This is a genomic window from Roseovarius sp. A-2 (assembly GCF_002072155.1).
GTDB lineage: Bacteria > Pseudomonadota > Alphaproteobacteria > Rhodobacterales > Rhodobacteraceae > Roseovarius.
This window is the reverse complement of sequence record NZ_BDIY01000020.1, coordinates 1-16267: the sequence shown is the minus strand read 5'-3', so window position 1 is coordinate 16267 and position 16267 is coordinate 1. Positions and strand designations below refer to the sequence as shown.

Sequence of the window (16267 nt, the reverse complement as noted above, 5' to 3'; positions counted from 1 at the left end):
TGCCTCATGGATCTACCGCCATCGAGCGGAACTTGCGCTCGTCCGCGAGGGTCGCGGCATCGACGACGCCAAGCTGGCCGGCACTGACGCCTTGCGCCGCTTCCAGCCGCCAGATCTGGGTCAGGATGATCCCGAGCTCGGCGGTGACGCGGGTGTTGAGATCGACGGCGGCTTTCAGCCCGTCCTGATCATCGATCAGTCCGACCATGGTCTCGAGCCGCTCGAGGCTTTGCCCGGCCTCTTCGTGGCTTTCCTGCGCGGCGACGGAGAGCATGGCACTGGCCCCGGCCGAGGCGGCGATGCGGTTGTCGGCAGGCTGATCCGATCCCGAGAGGGTGCTCAGGCGCTCCGAGGTGAAGCCACTGCCCGAAAGCACCCGCTCGACCGAGGCCGACAGTTCGGCACCGGGATTGAAACCGCTCAGGAAATCGCCGCTGGCCAGCGACTGCGCGGTGTTCAGCGGGGCGACCAACTTGCCGCGCAGCGCTCGGAATTCTTCGACCGTGGCGAAGAGTTCTCCGAGCCCGCTGCCCTCGATGAGGGAGGTCAGTTGTGCCTCGAGGTTCGTGAGCTGCGACAGCTGGGTCTCCAGCTCCAGCCGCATGGTGGCGAGCTGCTGCATCTGGACATTCAGGTCCTCAGCCATGTGTTCGAGCTGCGCGACGAACTGCTGTAGCGCTGAACCATCGAAAGTCGGCACGCCTTGAGCCGAGGCGGGCGAAGCAAACCCGAGTGTGGTGACCACCGCGGCGGTCAGGAGAAGCTGTCTCATTCGGGAACTCCCATCTGCATGAAGTCGCGCTCGGCCAGCCGGTCGGCGACGAGGTGCTGCGCATAGGCCGCCTCACGCTGATGGTTTGCCGCCATCAGCCGGACGCGGAGATTGAGGATGCGACCGATCTCGGCCTTGGCGTAGGTGTTGAGCTCCCAGGCCGCCTTGGCATTGGGTTGCGCGTCGATCTGCAGGATGATGGCGCGGAGGCGATTGATCACCTGTTCGGTGGTCGCCGAACTGTCAGCCGCATAATAGACGCCTGCTTCGGAAATGCTGGCATATTCGGCCAGCGCAAAGTCCGAGGGGGAGAGCGTGCCGAGCGCTTCTGCACCCCCAACGACGGCGAGGTATTCGTTGTAGAACTTCGAGATGTGGCGCACGTAGCCTTGGGTCTCGGCAAAGGGCGGCACGCCACCATATTCGATCACCCGACCGGGACCCGCATTATAAGCCGCGAGCGCATGGGGGATATTGCCGAAACGGTTGAGCTGGGTCGTGATGTAGCGCGCCCCGCCCCGCAGGTTGTCTTTCACGTCATAGCGGTCAACGCCGAGATCGGAGGCCGTGCCGGGCATGAGCTGGGTGAGCCCATAGGCCCCGACCGGGCTTTCGGCGGCGACGTTGAAGCGGCTTTCCTGTTTGATCAGGGCCTGGAAGAGACAGCGCCACTGGGTGGCCGAGAGACCGGCGCGGGCCACACCGGGCGCGCCTGCGAATTCGCCCGCGACTTCGACGATCATCATCTCGACCGTCTCCCGACCCTCACCAAAAAGGCGATTGTTCATCGGACTCGGATCGGTATTGGGATAGACCGCCGCCACCCCGAAATCCGCATTGCCCTCGAGCGCGTGGATATCAAATCCGGGGCCGGTGATGGCCGCAGTCATCTCCTCAAGGACGCGCAGCTGATCGGCCTGCACGTCCGCCAAGGTGGATTCGGTCCGATCCTTGTCCTGCTGGACGCCCAGATCCTCGGCCAATGCCGTCACCCGCGCGATGGCACGTCCGATGGCGGAATTATCCTGCGTCGGCACGCCCTGGGCGTGCGCGGGCAGGGCAACAAGGCAGAGCCCGGCGAATATGATTGCGGCGCGGCTCATTCCGAACGGGGCAGGGGTTCGAAGGTGCAGTCGGGTTTGGTCGTCTCTTGAACCGGAGTGCCCATGGTCGAGAAGGAAAGCGCGGACCGCGTCACCTGCGGCGCGCCGTTTCGGCCAAAGCAGGGCGAGGTTTTCTCGGTGTATGTCTCGCAGGCTGAGAGAAGGCTCGCGGCCGCGCAAAGCGCCAGGAGGGGTTTTGAACTCACAGTACATGTCTCCAGAAATCGGGATTGGCGCGCCAATCGGCCGGAACGCGGGCCTCGCCGGTGGCGCCGCCGCCAAGGATGGGCAGGAGGTCGCCGAGCGCGGAGAGATCGGCATCGACGAAGACGCTGTCGCCCGCCGAGCGCACAAGCGCGATGCGCTGGCCGATGGTGGGCTGGACGAGAAGGGCCGCCTCCTTAGCGTTCACGCGTAGGAAGTCGTAGTCCGAGATGATGGCGCGGTCGTTCGGGAAGAGGATCTGGGTCGGCACCGTTTCGACGATGGTCTTGCCGACGCGGCTGTCCCGCAGCTGGCTCGGATACTGCGTCATCATGATCACGACGCAGTTCATCTTGCGAAGCGTGACCAACCAGGTCTCGAGCCGCGCCCCGAAATACGGGTCGTCTAGGAGCTTCCAGGCCTCGTCGAGCACGATGATGGTGGGGCGGCGATCCTCGACCACGCGTTCGATTTGGCGGAAGATGTAGGAGAGGACCGCCATCCGCTCGGTGGCCATGTCGAGGATTTCGGTCATATCAAACCCGATTATGTCGCCGGACATCTTGAGACCGCGCCCGTGCTCTGGCGCCTCAAAAACCCAGCCATAACGTCCGCCGGGCGCCCATTCGGCGACACGGGCTTGCAACTCGCCATCGTCATCGAGCGACTGGAACAGGGTCTCGAAACTGGAAAACTTCTGGAGCGCGCTCCCGGCATGGGCGTTCTGGGTCACAGCGCTCTGGATATGGCGCGACTGCTCGCCGGTCAGCGTGCCATTCCGTGTGAGAAGTGTCGCGAGCCAGTCCGAGAGCCAGGCGCGACCACGCTTGTCGGTCTCGGTCATCAGCGGGTTCAGACCTGTCGGCACGCCTGCGCGGATTTCATTGTAGCGGCCACCGAGGGCGCGCACCGCCATCTCTAGACCGCGATCCTTGTCGAAGAAGAAAAGCCGCGCGCCGACCCGTTGCGCCTGCGCCGCGAGGAAGGCGGTGGTCAGCGTCTTGCCGGTGCCGGTCCGGCCCAGCACGAGCGTATGGCCGACGGTCGGTTCCTTGCCCGCATTGCCTGCCTCGTGGAAATTGAAGCGATAGCCCGAGGTGCCGACCGTTGGCAGGATGGAGATATTCTGGCCCCAGGGGGATTGGTCCGGGCCGCGACCCTCGACGCTGCCGTGAAGCGCCGCGAAGTCGGCGAAGTTGATCGAGGAGATCGGCGTCTTGCGCGCCCGGTAGCCGAAGTTGCCCGGGCTTTGCGCGAAATACGTCGCCTTCAGCGCCATGTTCTCGCGCACGATGACGGACATGATCTCCTGGCCGACACGCTTGATCTGGGCGGCGGCGCGCTCGAGCGTGTCGCGGTCGGGGGCATAGACGGCGATCGAGAGGTGATGGTCGCCGAAGGCGATGCGCCCCGCCTCCTGATCGTCGGCCGCTTGCCCAAGTTGTTCGCGCAAGGAGACGGCAGCATCGTCGGAGGCATGCATCTGGCGGATGATGCGCTGGATGCGTTCGGCCATGATGTTGTTCGGGATCGGGCTGAAGGAGTTTGTGAGCACGATGTCGAGCGGCAGATCGAGCGCATCGAGCAGCGTGACGTCGGTGAGCGCCGGATAGGTTTTCATCGAGAAGAGCGCGCCGTATTTGACCGTGCCTGTCACAGCGTCGGTCAAGGTGACAACGTCGCCGTCGAAGGTCGCGCGGCAATTGCTCAGGGTGTGCGAGAGGGGCAGGGCGCTCTGGCCGAAGGCAATCGGAGAGAAGCTGCCCGCATTCAGCGTATTGAGGTAGCCCAGCCATTCGCCGCCCGACTTCGTAAGCCTGACGGGGTTGGCCGAGGAGAGCGCCACCTCGAAGAAGCCCATGACCTCGTTCAGTTCCTGCACCCGCGTCGCGCGGTCCTTGACCCAGGCCTTGCGGGCGAGGGAGCGCAGGAGCGGAATACGCGCGGAGATGTCGGGGCGCCGGATGACGCTGAGATAGAGCTGGCGCTTGGCCGGGCGCAGGTCTTTGACATGGGCCTGCCAGCGCGCGTCGATCGCCGCGGCGAAACTGTCCCCTTCGATGGGGCGCATCCCGAGATCCTGCGGGACCGAGATCCGGTGAATGTAGAAACCGAAGGCGTTACCGGTCTGGGCGACGATGGCCGCGATCGCGCGCTTGAGCGCATCGAGCCGGGCGTCCTCAGTGGTCATCGGGTTCAGACCATCAAGCCGCAAGGTCGCCATCAGATCGCCCTCGCGCAGGACCATGACATCGTCATCGGCGAGGGCAAAATACGGTAGGTGCTCGGCGAGATAACTCTCCCGCGCGAACGCCCCGCCGCCAGCTTGAAGCAGAGCGGTTCCGTGAGTGGAAAGAGTGCCTGCATCAAGCGCCAAAGCTGTCGCCTCCGTGCAGGGCCCGGTTCTTCGCCGGGCGCACCGAGCCGTAGGAGACGCGCAGGACCTCGAAGAAATGCGGCTCGCGGTCGGCGACGAACCAGAGGATCGGATAGGCGACAAGGCCGATCAGGAAGAACACCATGGACTTCGTCCAGATGAACGGCAGAACGACCCCGGTCGCCAGCACCACGAGGTATCCGACAGGGAGGCCCAGATACTTGGGCGGACGGGCGAGGCCCAGAAAAAGGGGGGATCGTTCTGCCACTGCTCTACTCGGTTCTCAGGAGAAGCCGTCAACGATGGTGCCGGCCGAGAAGATCAGCACGATCCCGATGATGACCGAGGCAAACCAGCCCCAGTTGAGCCGTCCCATCATGCACATGAAACCGGTGCCGATGACCGCAAGCGTGGCGACCGCGATCCCGATCGGACCGGTCAGCGCGGCCTCGACGGTTTCCAGCATGGTCTGGATCGGCGACAAGTCTTGCGCGAAAGATGGGCTTGCGAAAGCCGCCAGGGTTGTGGCGATAGGCAAGAGGCGGCTGAGGCGATGTCGAAGCATGCGAAGTTCCCTTGTTCTACTGAAGATCGATGAGGACCGGAGCGCGCGTAGGCACCCGGACTGCGACGCGGATGTCCGGCGTGGAAACGGGTGTGCCTGCCAGCCGGGACCGGATCCGGTGGATGCGTGCGATGTAGTCGCGGGTCTCGGCGAAGGGTGGGATGCCGGAATACTCGACCACGCGGTGCGGCCCCGCATTATAGGCGGCGAGCGCCAGGTTGATGTCCTTGAACGTGGCGAGCTGCGCGAGCAGGTACCGCGCTGCGCCATCGAGGTTCTGGGAGGGATCGCGCGGATCGACTCCGAGGCTGCTGGCCGTGTCCGGCATCAGTTGGCCCAAACCATAGGCGCCCTTAGGGCTCAGGGCAGTCGGATTGTAGCTGCTTTCAGTCTCGACCAGGGCGCGGAACAGGAACTGCCAGTCGTCGTCACTCAGACCAACCTGGCGGAGGGCGCGGTTCCCTTGGTGGCGATCTGCGGTGGCGCGGATTAGAGCAAGGATTCCGCTGTGACTGGAAGGCGGCGTGGCGTCCAACGAGGCCAGAACGACCTCGGCCTCAGCGCTATGTTCCAAACCAGCCCATGCAGGGCGCTCACCGTGGAAGGTCCAGCCAGAAGTCCGGGCAGCCCCGTCGCGGGTGAAGGCGATTACGTCAGCCGCGCTCCTCGAGGGTGATGCTGTAATCAGGACCAAAGCGCAGATCGCGCCCGTCACCAAACTCGAGGTGATGTTTGAAGAGCCCCGGCCATATGTTGAAATACCGCGGCTCTGGCCCGTGCGGGGTGATCCGGGTCGAGACCAGAATGGCTTCCGGCTCGCCCTCGCGCAGGTAGATGCACTGGTAGCGCGGCTTGCCATCGTCCGTGAACCCCACGAGTTCATACCGGCAGCGGTACGCGATGCCCTTCTCGGACAAGTCTTTGACACCATCGATGGTGATCAGGATCTGGTTGCGCGCTATCGGCATGTTCGGACTCTCCCCACGAGAGCCCTTCTACTTCACGACACTAAGGCCATAAAGTCATATAGAGTCAATACGACATATTGCAGAGAAATACATATTGCGCGATAGTCTGCGCAACTTGTGCGGGAGGGTGAAATGAAGCGGCAGATCATGGCAGCTGCATTGGGAGTGATGGCGGTGTTTGGAGCCCCGGAGAAGGCGCAGGCTTATGACATCGACTGCGCCATTATGCTCTGTATGGCAGGTGGTTTCCCCCCGAGCGCGGTCTGCGCGCGGGCCTATCGCACCATGATCCGCCGCATCACGCCTTGGCCGAGCCTGCCGCCCTTCGGGGTCTGTACCTTCGCTCACGTGCCGGTCGAGCTGGGCGGACCGGGTGGAGAGGGCGAACTCGACACCAATCTGCCCGAATATGAATGGTTAAGCCGAACCCATGTGATCTGGTTCACCGGGCGATCCTACGAGCCGCGTGACGAGCCGCGTCAGTGGGACTGGTCGATCCGCTCCTGCGATCGCGAGAACCGGACCTGCCACTACATCCAGCGGGTCTACGGATCCCACACGCCCTGGCCCGCGACATTCGTCTCGGAAAGCGGTCAGGAGATCGCCTATCCGAACAGAGGGGGCCTATGGCACTTCTATTCCCGCAGCATCATGGTCGAATACGGCGACTACGAGGGCAACATGGGCCAGTCGGAGTGGTTCTCTTATTGATTTTCTTCCTGGGGCAAACCGAGCGAAAAATGTCTGATCGTGACGCGCTCCAGATCCACGTTCTGCGGATCCACCTTCCAATCTCGCCACACGACACCCGTATTCCAACGGTAATCGGTGAACACATGGGTCTCGCGCGTTTCTTCGCGTAGGTATCCTTCTTGGAAGGGCCAGCCTGTTTTTTTCTTGCGCATAGAACTCCTGCCATGCCGTTAAACTAGCGATTGCGGCGCATGAAAGCCGAACCGAGCGATGGCTGGCGGGAAGGAGCTAGCGTTTTTTGAAGAGTTCGGCTGGGTCGACCTTCAAGGCCTTGGCAATGCGCTCGAGAAGGTCGAGAGAGGCTGCGAACTTGGCGTTCTCGACCTTGCCCATATGGCCGCGACTCACGTCGGCCCGATGAGCAAGCTCCTCCTGGCTCAGGCCGCGGGCGCGTCTCAAGTCCTGGATGTTCAGTGCTACACGGTCCCGCAAGTTCATGCCGTTGAGACGGACATGATGCGTGAAATATCGCCACGCGATATATGTTACATTCGTCGTTCAGATGAGATAATGTCAAGCGCGAGTACAGTCGCCAAGTCATTTTTCTGATACGAGCGATAACCATTCTCTTGGGGGTTTTATTGCATTGATGCCGCTGGCGTTCGCTTTGCGAGACTCCTCAAAGCACTCTCAGTGCTAATCTTGGCAAATGTCTGTTGCTGGTTTTCTGTACGGGATCGTGAGAAATTTTTGCGCGCCCCAAGTCAGGTCAGAAGGATTTGAGATAACGAAGTGAATCTACCCTAAGACTGCTCAATCTCTATCAATGTTCCCTGAAAATCCTTCGGGTGCAGAAAAAGAATTGGCTTTCCATGCGCTCCAATTTTAGGATTCCCATTTCCAAGAAATGTCGCGCCTTTTGACAGAAGCTTATCTCTCGCAGCGATAATATCTTCGACCTCGTAGCAAACATGGTGAATGCCGCCTGAGGGGTACTTATCAAGAAATCTAGCGATGGGGGAGTTCTTTCCAAAAGGAGTAATCAGCTCGACTTTGGTGTTGGGCAGTTCAATAAAAGCAACCGTAACACCATGTTCGATCTCATCCACTGGCAAAGTCACTTTTGCACCCAGTAATTTTCGATATTGATTTGAGGCGAATTCAATATCGGGAACCGCGATTGCTATGTGATTCAGGCGACCAATCATCAATATTTCTCCGTGAGTTTCTATGCTCAAAGCCTTAGGGCTACGAACTCCATCCTTCGAGCCTGCATCCATGATCAACTATCCTGTTTGTTGTCTGCTTTTGAATCACCGATCAGTAGGATGGTTCGCGCTGTTTGTAGCGCAACTGGGCGAGATGTAGCACTTGCGCTGGCCGATGTGTATACGAAATTCGAAATGTTGACCTACTTTCCTCACTACGGTATCCAGAAGGGGGAGGTGGTTGAGGTAGAGACGTAGGATATCTGACAATGGAAGCACTCGCTCCTAACAAGACGCTGGTAGAGAAAGCATACGAAGCTCTGCTCGAAGCCATCTGTTGCGGTGACGTGAGACCTGGCGACCGGCTCAATCAGGACGAGCTTGCACTCAAGCTCAACGTGTCTCGGCAACCCATCAACAGCGCAATCGCGATGCTTAAGGCGCAACGCTTTGTGCAGGATACCGGCAAGCGCGGTGTCATTGTGGCGCCGATTGACCAGAACCTCTTTGACTCCATTTATCAATTCCGGACGGTGGTAGAGCCGCTGGCGGTGGAACTTGCCTGCGAGCGGATGACCAGCGAGGCCGTCGGTCTCGGACGGGAGATCATTGCGCGCGGCAAGTCATGCGTGCAAAGCGCCGATCACGCTGCGGCCCTGCAGGCGGACATGGATTTCCACAGCCTGATCTATCAGCTCAGCGGAAACCTGATCATTGTTGATACGATGATGCTGAACTGGCGTCATCTGCAACGCGCGATGAGCGAGGTGCTCAGTGTTCCGGGCACCTCCCTGAGGGTCTGGAAAGAGCATGAGCAGGTGTTCAGTGCCATGGTGCGCGGTGACGTGCGAAGCGCCGCCGAACTCATGAAGGCGCATATGGTGAACGCCGCGCCGCGCCAGATCCGCCTGCAGAGCGAATGATCCTGCGCGCGGGATGACAGCCTGTCGCCGAACGCTGCCGGAGCCTTGCGGCTCAGGGCATGTCCCTAAAGGGCATGGGAAAAATGCAGGCTTGGCGATCCGTCCGGCGCCGCATGGCGGGTTGCCGCCACGCCGAAGATCTTGGCAAGCAGGTCTTCGGTAAGCACCTCCCGGGGAGTGCCTGCCGCGACAAGTCGGCCCCCGAACAGCACCCCGATCCGATCGCAGGCGGTGGCCTGATTGAGGTCGTGCAGCGCGACCACGCGGGTGATGGGCAAGCCGCGTACCAGCGCCATCAGCGACAGCTGATGCCGGATGTCGAGGTGGTTCGTCGGCTCGTCCAGGAGCAGGACATCGGGATCCTGGGCAAGGGCGCGGGCAATGTGGACACGCTGGCGCTCGCCGCCCGAAAGGGTATGCCACAGTCGCGACGCAAAGGCGGTCATCTCGACGGCGGTCAGGGCGCGCTCCACCGCAACATCATCCGCGCCGCCCCACCCCCGAAGCGGCGAGAGATACGGCGAGCGGCCCAGCTCCACCGCGTCGCGGACGGTCAGGCGGTCCGTCGTTTCGGCCTGCTGTTCGACAAACGCGATGCGACGGGCACGGTGCCGCGCGGGCAAGCCCCCCAGATCCCTGCCATCCGCCAGGACGCAACCCGAGGTGGGGCGATGCAGCCCCGCAAGGCACCGCATCAGCGTGGATTTGCCCGATCCGTTGGGGCCGATGAGGCCAAAGAGTTCGCCCCGTCCGATGTCGACCGAGATGTTCTCGAGCAGCGGTGTGCGATGGACCCTGGCCGAAAGCTGCCGCAGCTCGACCCTCATCTGCGCGCTCCTCGCAAGAGGATCAGCGCAAAGGCGGGGGCGCCGACGAGTGCGGTCACGACCCCGATTGGCAGCACCTGTCCCGGCACGAGAATGCGGCTGATCACGTCGGCGGCCACAAGGAATATCGCTCCGGCCAGCGCCGAGGCCGGAACGAGGCGGTCGTGACGCGTGCCCACGATAAACCGCATGGCATGGGGCACGACGAGCCCGACGAACCCGATGGCGCCCACCTTTGACACCAGCACCCCGACCATCACGGCCGTCGCGGTGATGAGGCTGCCGCGCAGCACTGGAACGTTGATGCCAAGCGAGGCGGCGCCGTCCGCGCCGAAGGTAAAGGCGTCGAGCCCGCGCCGGTGCCACAGGCAGAGCGCCACCCCCGTAAGCGAGACGGCGGCACAGGCACTGACATCCTCCCATCGGATGCCCGAAAGGTTCCCCATGAGCCAGAAGATGATGCCCCGTGCCTGCTCGGCATTGGCCGAGCGGGCGATCGTGAAGGCGGTCAGCGCATTGAACATCTGCGAGCCGGCGATCCCCGCAAGGATGATCGCGGCGGCGGCCTGTGTGCCGCGTCCTCCTCCCGCGCCGCCGCTGACGGCATGGGCAAGCACAAGGACGCAGCCAAAGGCAAAGAGCGCACCGGTCAGCGCGCCGAGCGACATCGAGACCGCGCCGCCCCCCACGCCCGCGACCGTCACGAGCACCGCGCCGGTCGAGGCGCCCGCCGAGAGCCCCATCAGGTAGGGATCGGCCAGCGGGTTGCGCAGCAGCGCTTGCAGGACCACCCCTGTCAGCGCCAGCCCCGCACCGCAGCATGCGGCGACGATGGCGCGCGGAAGGCGGTAGCTCCAGATGATCCCCGCATCTATCCGGTCCACGGGATAGCCCGCGCCCCAGAGATGGTTCGCCAGTGTTCGAAGCACGGTGACGAACGGCAACCTCGTCTCTCCGATTGCCGTTCCGGCCAAAACCGTCATTCCCAGCAGGAGAGGCGCCAGCCAGAGGCCGCGCCTCACCATGACGCGTGCGGGCTCGGCCACCATGGTCATTCGAAGGACATCTCCGAGAGCGCCTCGGACAGCGTCTGGAGCCCGTAGACCGAGCGCATCGTCGCGCTCATCGCATGGGCGTCCATCTGCACGATCCGTCCGGCCTGCACGGCCTTCATCTGGCTTGCGACGGGGTCGGTGCTCAGGAATTCGAGCTTTTTCTCGACATCGTCCGCCTCGAACCGACGACGGTCCATGGAGGCGATGACGATCACGTCGGGATCTGCCCGCGCGATGCTTTCCCAGCCGACGGTTGGCCATTCCTCGGCCGACTCGATCACGTTGTCGATGCCAAGCTTCGACATCATGTAGCCCGGTGCGCCGAGCTGCCCGGCAACAAAGGGGTCGATCTCGAGATCGGCGGAGGAGAACCAGAACACGGCCGACAGATCGCCCGGCAGGTCGAGCGCCTCGGCGCGGGCGATGGCGGCCTCTTCGGTCGCCTGGAGGTCCGAGATCAGTGCCTCGCCCGCCGCCTGCACGTCAAAGATCCTTGCCAGCTCACGGATGCCCTTGTAGACCGATGCCGTTTCGAAGGCACCGATGCGCGTGCCATCCCCGCCGGTGGAGTTGTCCTTGGTGTCGCAATCGGCCGGCAGGATATAGGTCGGGATGCCGATCTCGTGGAACATGTCCCGCGTGCCGACGCTTCCGGTCTCGCCGACGTGCCATTCATACTGCACAGCAACCAGCCCGGGCCGCTTCGCGACCACGCTCTCGAAGCTGGGATCGTTGTCGGCCAACCGTTCGATCCCCGCATTCACTTCGGCGAATTGCGGCAGGACCGGGTTGAACCAGACGGAGGTGCCCGAGACCCTGGGCGCGAGGCCGAGAGAGTAGAGGATCTCGGTCGCCGACTGGCCGATGGTCACGGCGCTGTCCGGCGCGGCATCGAAGGAGAGTTCGAGCCCGCAATTCGTCAATTTGAGAGGGTAGTTCGCTTCCTGCGCGTGCAGTGGCACTGCGGCACCTGCCAGCAGTGCAGTGGTGATCAAGGTCTGTTTCATCTGATCCGTCCCGTCAGATAGGACCGTGGGGGAGGAGACGCGAAACGGACTGCAGCCAGGCGGCAACGACATGTTTCCCGCCCCGGCACACCCCGTCCGGTCGTGGTTTCAATTTCGTCGGCAGGTCTCCTGACTGACGGGTCGTCGCAGCTCTCGCCTTCCCGGGATGGTCCCAGTGGCTTGTCGAGAGGCACTCGCCGCCTACAGTTGCGGGGGCAGTTCCGTTTGCCGGCCGAGGCCGGAACGGATTCCCTTTTCATTCCCTATGGAAACCGACGCGACGATTACTGGCAGGATTTGCCGCAGGCGGCAAGGGCCACGTGCCCGGTCATATCCCGATCGGACGACGATGCCCGATCAGCCCTTCGCCCCCGTGCGGCTACCCTTCCCGGGGCCGTCTGCTGTCGCCTTGCTTGCCCTTTTGAGGGTCTTTCCGAGAGGAGCGCATGCGCGAGGCCTAGGGCGAAATTCCACTCGATTCCACCTATCCCGGGCATATGGACGACAATCGCCCGGGCGACCATCCTGATTGCGCTTAGGCTGTCTCGTTTTATTCCCGCTTTCTCCGAAATTCTTTAATGGCCCCATCGGAAGGTTTCTTCGTAGAACCACGCTAAGGGAGAACGAAGCCTGAACATGGCTTACAGCGTGGCATTTCTGATCGCCTTGTAAGCTGTTGATCTGCCTATGCCGAGGTGTTTTGCGGCTTGAGCGACGGATTTACCTGCGCCGACGAGATCTTGGAGGGCTGAGATTGTCTCGGGGTGCAATGGCGGGCGCCCAGGGGTGCGGCCATGCTTTCGAGCGTTGATCAGGCCGTCTTTGGTGCGCTCAGAGATCAGGCGGCGCTCGAAATGCGCAATGGCCCCGAAGACATGGAACACGAGCTCTCCGGCGGCGGAAGTCGTATCGATCCGCTCCTCGAGGCTGATCAGATTGATCTCTCTGGCTTTGAGGCCGTCGACGGTTTCCAGGAGTTCCTTGAGCGAGCGCCCCAACCGATCGAGGCGAATGATGGCGAGGGTGTCGTTGGGTCTGGCCTGATCAAGCAAGGCTGTCAAACCGGGCCGGTTGAACGTTTTGCCGGAGATCACGTCTTCGAACACGCGAATAGCGCCGTGTTGTAGCAGCCGATCTTTCTGTCCGGACAAATCTTGGTCGACGGTCGAGACCCTTGCGTATCCGAGGATGTCGCCAGTGCGTGGCATGGTGTCTCCAAAACGGCCGTTTTAGGGCCTAATCGCAGGTGGTGACCTTAATCCCGGATTTGTGCAGGATATCTGTCTTTTTAACAGTCTCTATAATATTGGGCGTCTTCAAACTTGCAACAACGTTTTGAGGACGCCTTATGGCCCGTAGACTTCTTTCCTCCCGCGCGTATGCGGACCTCTTCGGGGTGCCGACAGATTCTGAAGCCTTGATCCGTCACTATCTGCTGAGCGGAGATGACATTGATCTGATCCGTACTCGCCGCCGCGCCGAAAACCACCTTGGCTTTGCGGTGCATATTTGTCTGCTGCGCTACCCTGGTTTGGGGTGGAGCGAAGACATCATGCCGCCAGCTGAACTGATCGCCTGGCTTGCAGAGCAACTTCAGATCGATGCTTGTTCTCTCGGTGAATATGCCGTCAGGCGAAATACGCGGCATGAACACCATGCCCTCGCGATGCGCCATTTGGGTCTGTCCCCTTTCGGATCTGAACATGTGCAGCAGGCGGAGGATATCGCCACGAGGGCGGCCTTTGCGACGGATCATGGCGTGACGATTGTCGAGACGCTGATTGCGGACCTGCGCAAGCACCGTTTGGCGCTGCCGAGCGTGGACACGCTTGAGCGCCTCGCCTTGAAGGGCCGGGCGCGCGCGCGAAGGGAGGCTGCCGCGGCGCTGTTTGATGCCCTCTCACTGGAGCAGCGTGACCATTTGCAGGCGCTCTTGGTGAATGACCCGTCCGTAGGGCAAACGCGGCTCACGTGGTTGCGCGGCTTTCCGCACTCGACCAGCCCGGCCAGCATGGCCGCGCTTCTGGACCGTTTGAAATATCTGCGATCATTGAATCTGCCGCCAGATCTTGGCCAGGGGCTGCACCCGGACCGGCTGCTCAAGTTCGCGCGCGAGGGTGCTGTAGCGCCCGTGAGCTTGCTGAACGACTTTGGCGTGCGGCGGCGGATCGCAACACTCGCGGCGCAGATGGCGGATTTATCCGTCACGATCACCGACGCGACCATCGCCATGTTCGAGCGATTGACCGGCCAGCTCTTCTCAAGATCCCGCAACCATCAGGAGGAGGTTTGGCGTATAGGGAAGACCCGGGTTGGCAAGCTGATGCAGCTCTTCGGCGCATCCATTGATGCCATGGCCCGCGCACAAGACCTGGGTCAAGACCCCTTTGCTGCGCTGGATGCGGATGTCGGATGGGATACGCTCCTGGGCAAGCGTGACGAAATCGCCAGCTTCGGAGAACTGGCAACCAGTGACCCGCTTTCTCTGGCGACCGAGCGCTATGCGTATATGCGCAAGTTCGCCCCTGCCTTTCTGGAGGCCTTCCAATTCAATGCGACCGATGCGGGGGATGATCTCAAGGACGCCATCGCCTTGCTGCGGGATCAGAACCGCACCGGCAAACGCAAGTTGCCCGATAATCTGCCCATGCCGTTTGCCGCCAAGCATTGGCCGTCGCTGATCGTCCAAGGCGGTCAGCCACAACGGCGCGTGTATGAAACCGCTATTGTGTCCACCTTACGAGACCGCCTGCGTGCCGGGGATGTCTGGGTCGACGGCAGTCGTGAGTATCGCCGGTTCGACAGCTACCTGATGCCCCGGGACACGGCTGAAACTGTCATGCGGGATGCAGGCTTCGAGACCGATCCGGACGCGTGGCTGGCTGATCGCCGGAGCATGTTGGCGAAACGTCTTGACCAAGTGGACCGCGCCTTGAAACGCAATGCTCTTATCGGCGTCCGTATCGAGCGTGGGCGGCTGAAAATCACACCACATGATGCGGTGACACCTCCTGCTGCGGTGCGTTTGGAACGGGCCATCGACGCCGTGATGCCGCGTATCCGCATCACGGAGCTGCTTTGGGAGGTGAATGCGCAGACCGGGTTCCTTGATGCCTTCACTGACCTGCGGTCTGGCAAGCAGCACGATGAACCCGCTGCAGTTCTGGCCACGATCTTGGCTGGAGCCACCAATCTCGGCTTGGAGCGGATGGCCCACGCCTCATCGCGTGTCAGCCATGCGCAACTGACCTGGGCGCAGACATGGTACCTTCGGCCCGAGACATTCGCGGATGCCTTGGGCCGCATTGTCGATGCCCATCATGGTCTGCCCTTCGCGCGACATTGGGGCGCGGCTGAGCACAGCTCATCAGATGGCCAGTTCTTCTCTGCCAATCGTGGCAGCGGACTCATCAATGCCAAGTACGGGCCTGATCCCGGCCTGAAAATCTATTCTTTCCTGTCGGGCCAGTACGGGTCGTTCCATTCCAGCGTCATCGGGGCGACGGCGGGCGAAGCGCCCTTTGTGCTCGACGGTCTTCTGGGCAATCCGGCCAGTTTTGACCCCCTCGTTCACTACACAGATACCGGCGGCGTGTCGGACCACGTCTTTGCCCTGTTCCATCTGTTGGGGATGACGTTTGCCCCGCGCTTGCGCGACTTTCCCGACCGGCGGTTGGCGTGCTTCGGTGGCGCGAAGGCGTGGCCTACCCTGTCGCCTCTGATCGGGAAGCCTATCAATGAAGAGGTGATCCGGCAGCATTGGGGCGACGTCATGCGACTCGCGGCCAGCATCCGCGACAGATCTCTGAAACCGTCTGAAATCCTGCGAAAGCTTGGGGCGTACCGCCAGCAAAACAGGCTGTATCTTGCCCTCGGTGAAATCGGTCGGATCGAACGCACACTCTTCATGCTTGACTGGATCGAAAACGCCGCTCTGCGCATGGAATGCCACGCAGGCCTCAACAAGGGCGAAGCGCGGCACTCGCTGGCCAGGGCCGTCTTTGCCCACTCACAAGGGCGCATTCATGATCGTTCTGACGCGGCTCAACAGAAACGGGCCATGGCGCTCAACCTCGTCATCGCCGCCATCACGTTCTGGAACACGATCTACATGGACAAAGCGGCCAGCCACCTCGCACAGGCCAGCCCGCTCTACGACGCCAAGCTGCTTCCGCATACCTCGCCGCTCGGGTGGGAGCACGTCATCCTTTCCGGCGACTTTGATTGGCATTCTAGAGCCGCTGACCGCAAAATTGCGCGACCGCTGAACATCAGGCCAGCCAGAGACTGGGGAACGTGAAGATGTTCTCTGAAAGTTCCCCCTTAGCGTGGTTCTACGAAGAAACCTTCCGATGGGGCCTTAATCGTCTGATAACAAATAGCATTTGTTGGTTTCAGGGCCATATTTCCGGTTCCCCCGACAGTAATTTTCGAAGGCGCTTGACATTTTTCCAGCAATCGTATTCCGTATACGAAATTTCGACAGCGAGTCTTATAGGGAGGAAACCCATGTCGACACAGATACGCGTTCTGCTTGCGAAGGTTGGTCTGGATGGCCACGACCG

General features: G+C 61.8%; 17 protein-coding genes and 1 riboswitch. Of the genes, 3 read left to right on the top strand and 14 right to left on the bottom strand.

The window, feature by feature from the left end; genetic code table 11:
- Positions 1 to 4: 4 nt before the first annotated feature.
- The 7 genes from BHD06_RS17585 to BHD06_RS17550 all read right to left on the bottom strand — a co-directional run bounded on the left by BHD06_RS17585 (position 5) and on the right by BHD06_RS17550 (position 5989).
- Entirely contained in the window at positions 5 to 772 is a 768-nt protein-coding gene (locus tag BHD06_RS17585) for a type IV secretion system protein (protein WP_080458288.1), read from the bottom strand.
- Positions 769 to 1875: a lytic transglycosylase domain-containing protein gene (locus BHD06_RS17580; RefSeq protein ID WP_080458287.1), complete on the bottom strand. Its 1107-nt coding sequence runs from the start codon at positions 1873 to 1875 to the stop codon at positions 769 to 771. Before BHD06_RS17580 ends, BHD06_RS17585 begins: the two co-directional genes overlap by 4 nt.
- A gap of 202 nt (positions 1876 to 2077) precedes the next feature.
- A complete protein-coding gene (locus BHD06_RS17570; RefSeq protein WP_080458285.1) occupies positions 2078 to 4456 on the bottom strand; it encodes a type IV secretion system protein B4 in 2379 nt (792 codons plus the stop codon).
- On the bottom strand, positions 4446 to 4724 hold the full coding sequence (locus BHD06_RS17565; protein ID WP_080458284.1) for a type IV secretion system protein VirB3: 279 nt from the start codon (positions 4722 to 4724) through the stop codon (positions 4446 to 4448). Before BHD06_RS17565 ends, BHD06_RS17570 begins: the two co-directional genes overlap by 11 nt.
- A gap of 15 nt (positions 4725 to 4739) precedes the next feature.
- The gene (locus tag BHD06_RS17560; RefSeq protein ID WP_080458283.1) at positions 4740 to 5021 is read right to left on the bottom strand and encodes a TrbC/VirB2 family protein; all 282 of its coding nucleotides are present in this window, start codon (positions 5019 to 5021) and stop codon (positions 4740 to 4742) included.
- A gap of 16 nt (positions 5022 to 5037) precedes the next feature.
- Positions 5038 to 5595: a lytic transglycosylase domain-containing protein gene (locus tag BHD06_RS17555; protein ID WP_080458282.1), complete on the bottom strand. Its 558-nt coding sequence runs from the start codon at positions 5593 to 5595 to the stop codon at positions 5038 to 5040.
- Between the two features lie 79 nt (positions 5596 to 5674).
- Positions 5675 to 5989: a hypothetical protein gene (locus BHD06_RS17550; protein ID WP_080458281.1), complete on the bottom strand. Its 315-nt coding sequence runs from the start codon at positions 5987 to 5989 to the stop codon at positions 5675 to 5677.
- A 132-nt stretch (positions 5990 to 6121) separates the two neighbouring features.
- Here BHD06_RS17550 and BHD06_RS17545 point away from each other — a divergent pair, with 132 nt between their 5' ends.
- Positions 6122 to 6700, top strand: coding sequence for a hypothetical protein (locus BHD06_RS17545; protein WP_080458280.1), 579 nt, complete (start codon positions 6122 to 6124; stop codon positions 6698 to 6700).
- On the opposite strand, the gene BHD06_RS17540 is transcribed toward BHD06_RS17545, so the two are convergent.
- The 3 genes from BHD06_RS17540 to mce form a co-directional block, all read right to left on the bottom strand.
- The gene (locus tag BHD06_RS17540) at positions 6694 to 6894 is read right to left on the bottom strand and encodes a hypothetical protein (protein ID WP_080458279.1); all 201 of its coding nucleotides are present in this window, start codon (positions 6892 to 6894) and stop codon (positions 6694 to 6696) included. The genes BHD06_RS17545 and BHD06_RS17540 overlap by 7 nt on opposite strands.
- A 76-nt stretch (positions 6895 to 6970) precedes the next feature.
- Positions 6971 to 7180, bottom strand: coding sequence for a helix-turn-helix domain-containing protein (locus BHD06_RS17535; protein ID WP_080458278.1), 210 nt, complete (start codon positions 7178 to 7180; stop codon positions 6971 to 6973).
- Between the two features lie 305 nt (positions 7181 to 7485).
- Positions 7486 to 7890 carry a methylmalonyl-CoA epimerase gene (gene mce, locus BHD06_RS17530; RefSeq protein ID WP_080458339.1) on the bottom strand — a complete coding sequence of 135 codons (405 nt, stop codon included), beginning with the start codon at positions 7888 to 7890 and terminating at the stop codon, positions 7486 to 7488.
- Positions 7891 to 8159: 269 nt separating this feature from the next.
- Here mce and BHD06_RS17525 point away from each other — a divergent pair, with 269 nt between their 5' ends.
- The gene (locus BHD06_RS17525; protein ID WP_080458277.1) at positions 8160 to 8813 is read left to right on the top strand and encodes a GntR family transcriptional regulator; all 654 of its coding nucleotides are present in this window, start codon (positions 8160 to 8162) and stop codon (positions 8811 to 8813) included.
- Between the two features lie 65 nt (positions 8814 to 8878).
- On the opposite strand, the gene BHD06_RS17520 is transcribed toward BHD06_RS17525, so the two are convergent.
- The 4 genes from BHD06_RS17520 to BHD06_RS17510 form a co-directional block, all read right to left on the bottom strand.
- Positions 8879 to 9640 carry an ABC transporter ATP-binding protein gene (locus BHD06_RS17520; protein WP_080458276.1) on the bottom strand — a complete coding sequence of 254 codons (762 nt, stop codon included), beginning with the start codon at positions 9638 to 9640 and terminating at the stop codon, positions 8879 to 8881.
- The gene (locus tag BHD06_RS17515) at positions 9637 to 10695 is read right to left on the bottom strand and encodes a FecCD family ABC transporter permease (protein ID WP_376764862.1); all 1059 of its coding nucleotides are present in this window, start codon (positions 10693 to 10695) and stop codon (positions 9637 to 9639) included. The genes BHD06_RS17520 and BHD06_RS17515 overlap by 4 nt, the downstream gene beginning before the upstream one ends.
- A complete protein-coding gene (locus BHD06_RS23130) occupies positions 10692 to 11702 on the bottom strand; it encodes an ABC transporter substrate-binding protein (protein ID WP_139784781.1) in 1011 nt (336 codons plus the stop codon). Before BHD06_RS23130 ends, BHD06_RS17515 begins: the two co-directional genes overlap by 4 nt.
- Before the next feature lie 101 nt (positions 11703 to 11803).
- Positions 11804 to 11994: riboswitch (cobalamin riboswitch) on the bottom strand.
- Positions 11995 to 12343: 349 nt separating this feature from the next.
- On the bottom strand, positions 12344 to 12910 hold the full coding sequence (locus tag BHD06_RS17510; RefSeq protein ID WP_080458274.1) for a recombinase family protein: 567 nt from the start codon (positions 12908 to 12910) through the stop codon (positions 12344 to 12346).
- A gap of 140 nt (positions 12911 to 13050) precedes the next feature.
- Here BHD06_RS17510 and BHD06_RS17505 point away from each other — a divergent pair, with 140 nt between their 5' ends.
- The gene (locus BHD06_RS17505; RefSeq protein WP_080458273.1) at positions 13051 to 16002 is read left to right on the top strand and encodes a Tn3 family transposase; all 2952 of its coding nucleotides are present in this window, start codon (positions 13051 to 13053) and stop codon (positions 16000 to 16002) included.
- The last annotated feature ends 265 nt before the right edge of the window (positions 16003 to 16267 follow it).

What these genes read in the sequence shown, in the direction of transcription:
- BHD06_RS17585 (WP_080458288.1), bottom strand. Translation starts at nt 772, where the DNA reads ATGAGACAGCTTCTCCTGACCGCCGCGGTGGTCACCACACTCGGGTTT.
- BHD06_RS17580 (WP_080458287.1), bottom strand. Translation starts at nt 1,875, where the DNA reads ATGAGCCGCGCCGCAATCATATTCGCCGGGCTCTGCCTTGTTGCCCTG.
- BHD06_RS17560 (WP_080458283.1), bottom strand. Translation starts at nt 5,021, where the DNA reads ATGCTTCGACATCGCCTCAGCCGCCTCTTGCCTATCGCCACAACCCTG.
- BHD06_RS17550 (WP_080458281.1), bottom strand. Translation starts at nt 5,989, where the DNA reads ATGCCGATAGCGCGCAACCAGATCCTGATCACCATCGATGGTGTCAAA.
- BHD06_RS17545 (WP_080458280.1), top strand. Translation starts at nt 6,122, where the DNA reads ATGAAGCGGCAGATCATGGCAGCTGCATTGGGAGTGATGGCGGTGTTT.
- BHD06_RS17540 (WP_080458279.1), bottom strand. Translation starts at nt 6,894, where the DNA reads ATGCGCAAGAAAAAAACAGGCTGGCCCTTCCAAGAAGGATACCTACGC.
- BHD06_RS17535 (WP_080458278.1), bottom strand. Translation starts at nt 7,180, where the DNA reads ATGAACTTGCGGGACCGTGTAGCACTGAACATCCAGGACTTGAGACGC.
- mce (WP_080458339.1), bottom strand. Translation starts at nt 7,890, where the DNA reads ATGATTGGTCGCCTGAATCACATAGCAATCGCGGTTCCCGATATTGAA.
- BHD06_RS17525 (WP_080458277.1), top strand. Translation starts at nt 8,160, where the DNA reads ATGGAAGCACTCGCTCCTAACAAGACGCTGGTAGAGAAAGCATACGAA.
- BHD06_RS17520 (WP_080458276.1), bottom strand. Translation starts at nt 9,640, where the DNA reads ATGAGGGTCGAGCTGCGGCAGCTTTCGGCCAGGGTCCATCGCACACCG.
- BHD06_RS17515 (WP_376764862.1), bottom strand. Translation starts at nt 10,695, where the DNA reads ATGACCATGGTGGCCGAGCCCGCACGCGTCATGGTGAGGCGCGGCCTC.
- BHD06_RS23130 (WP_139784781.1), bottom strand. Translation starts at nt 11,702, where the DNA reads ATGAAACAGACCTTGATCACCACTGCACTGCTGGCAGGTGCCGCAGTG.
- BHD06_RS17510 (WP_080458274.1), bottom strand. Translation starts at nt 12,910, where the DNA reads ATGCCACGCACTGGCGACATCCTCGGATACGCAAGGGTCTCGACCGTC.
- BHD06_RS17505 (WP_080458273.1), top strand. Translation starts at nt 13,051, where the DNA reads ATGGCCCGTAGACTTCTTTCCTCCCGCGCGTATGCGGACCTCTTCGGG.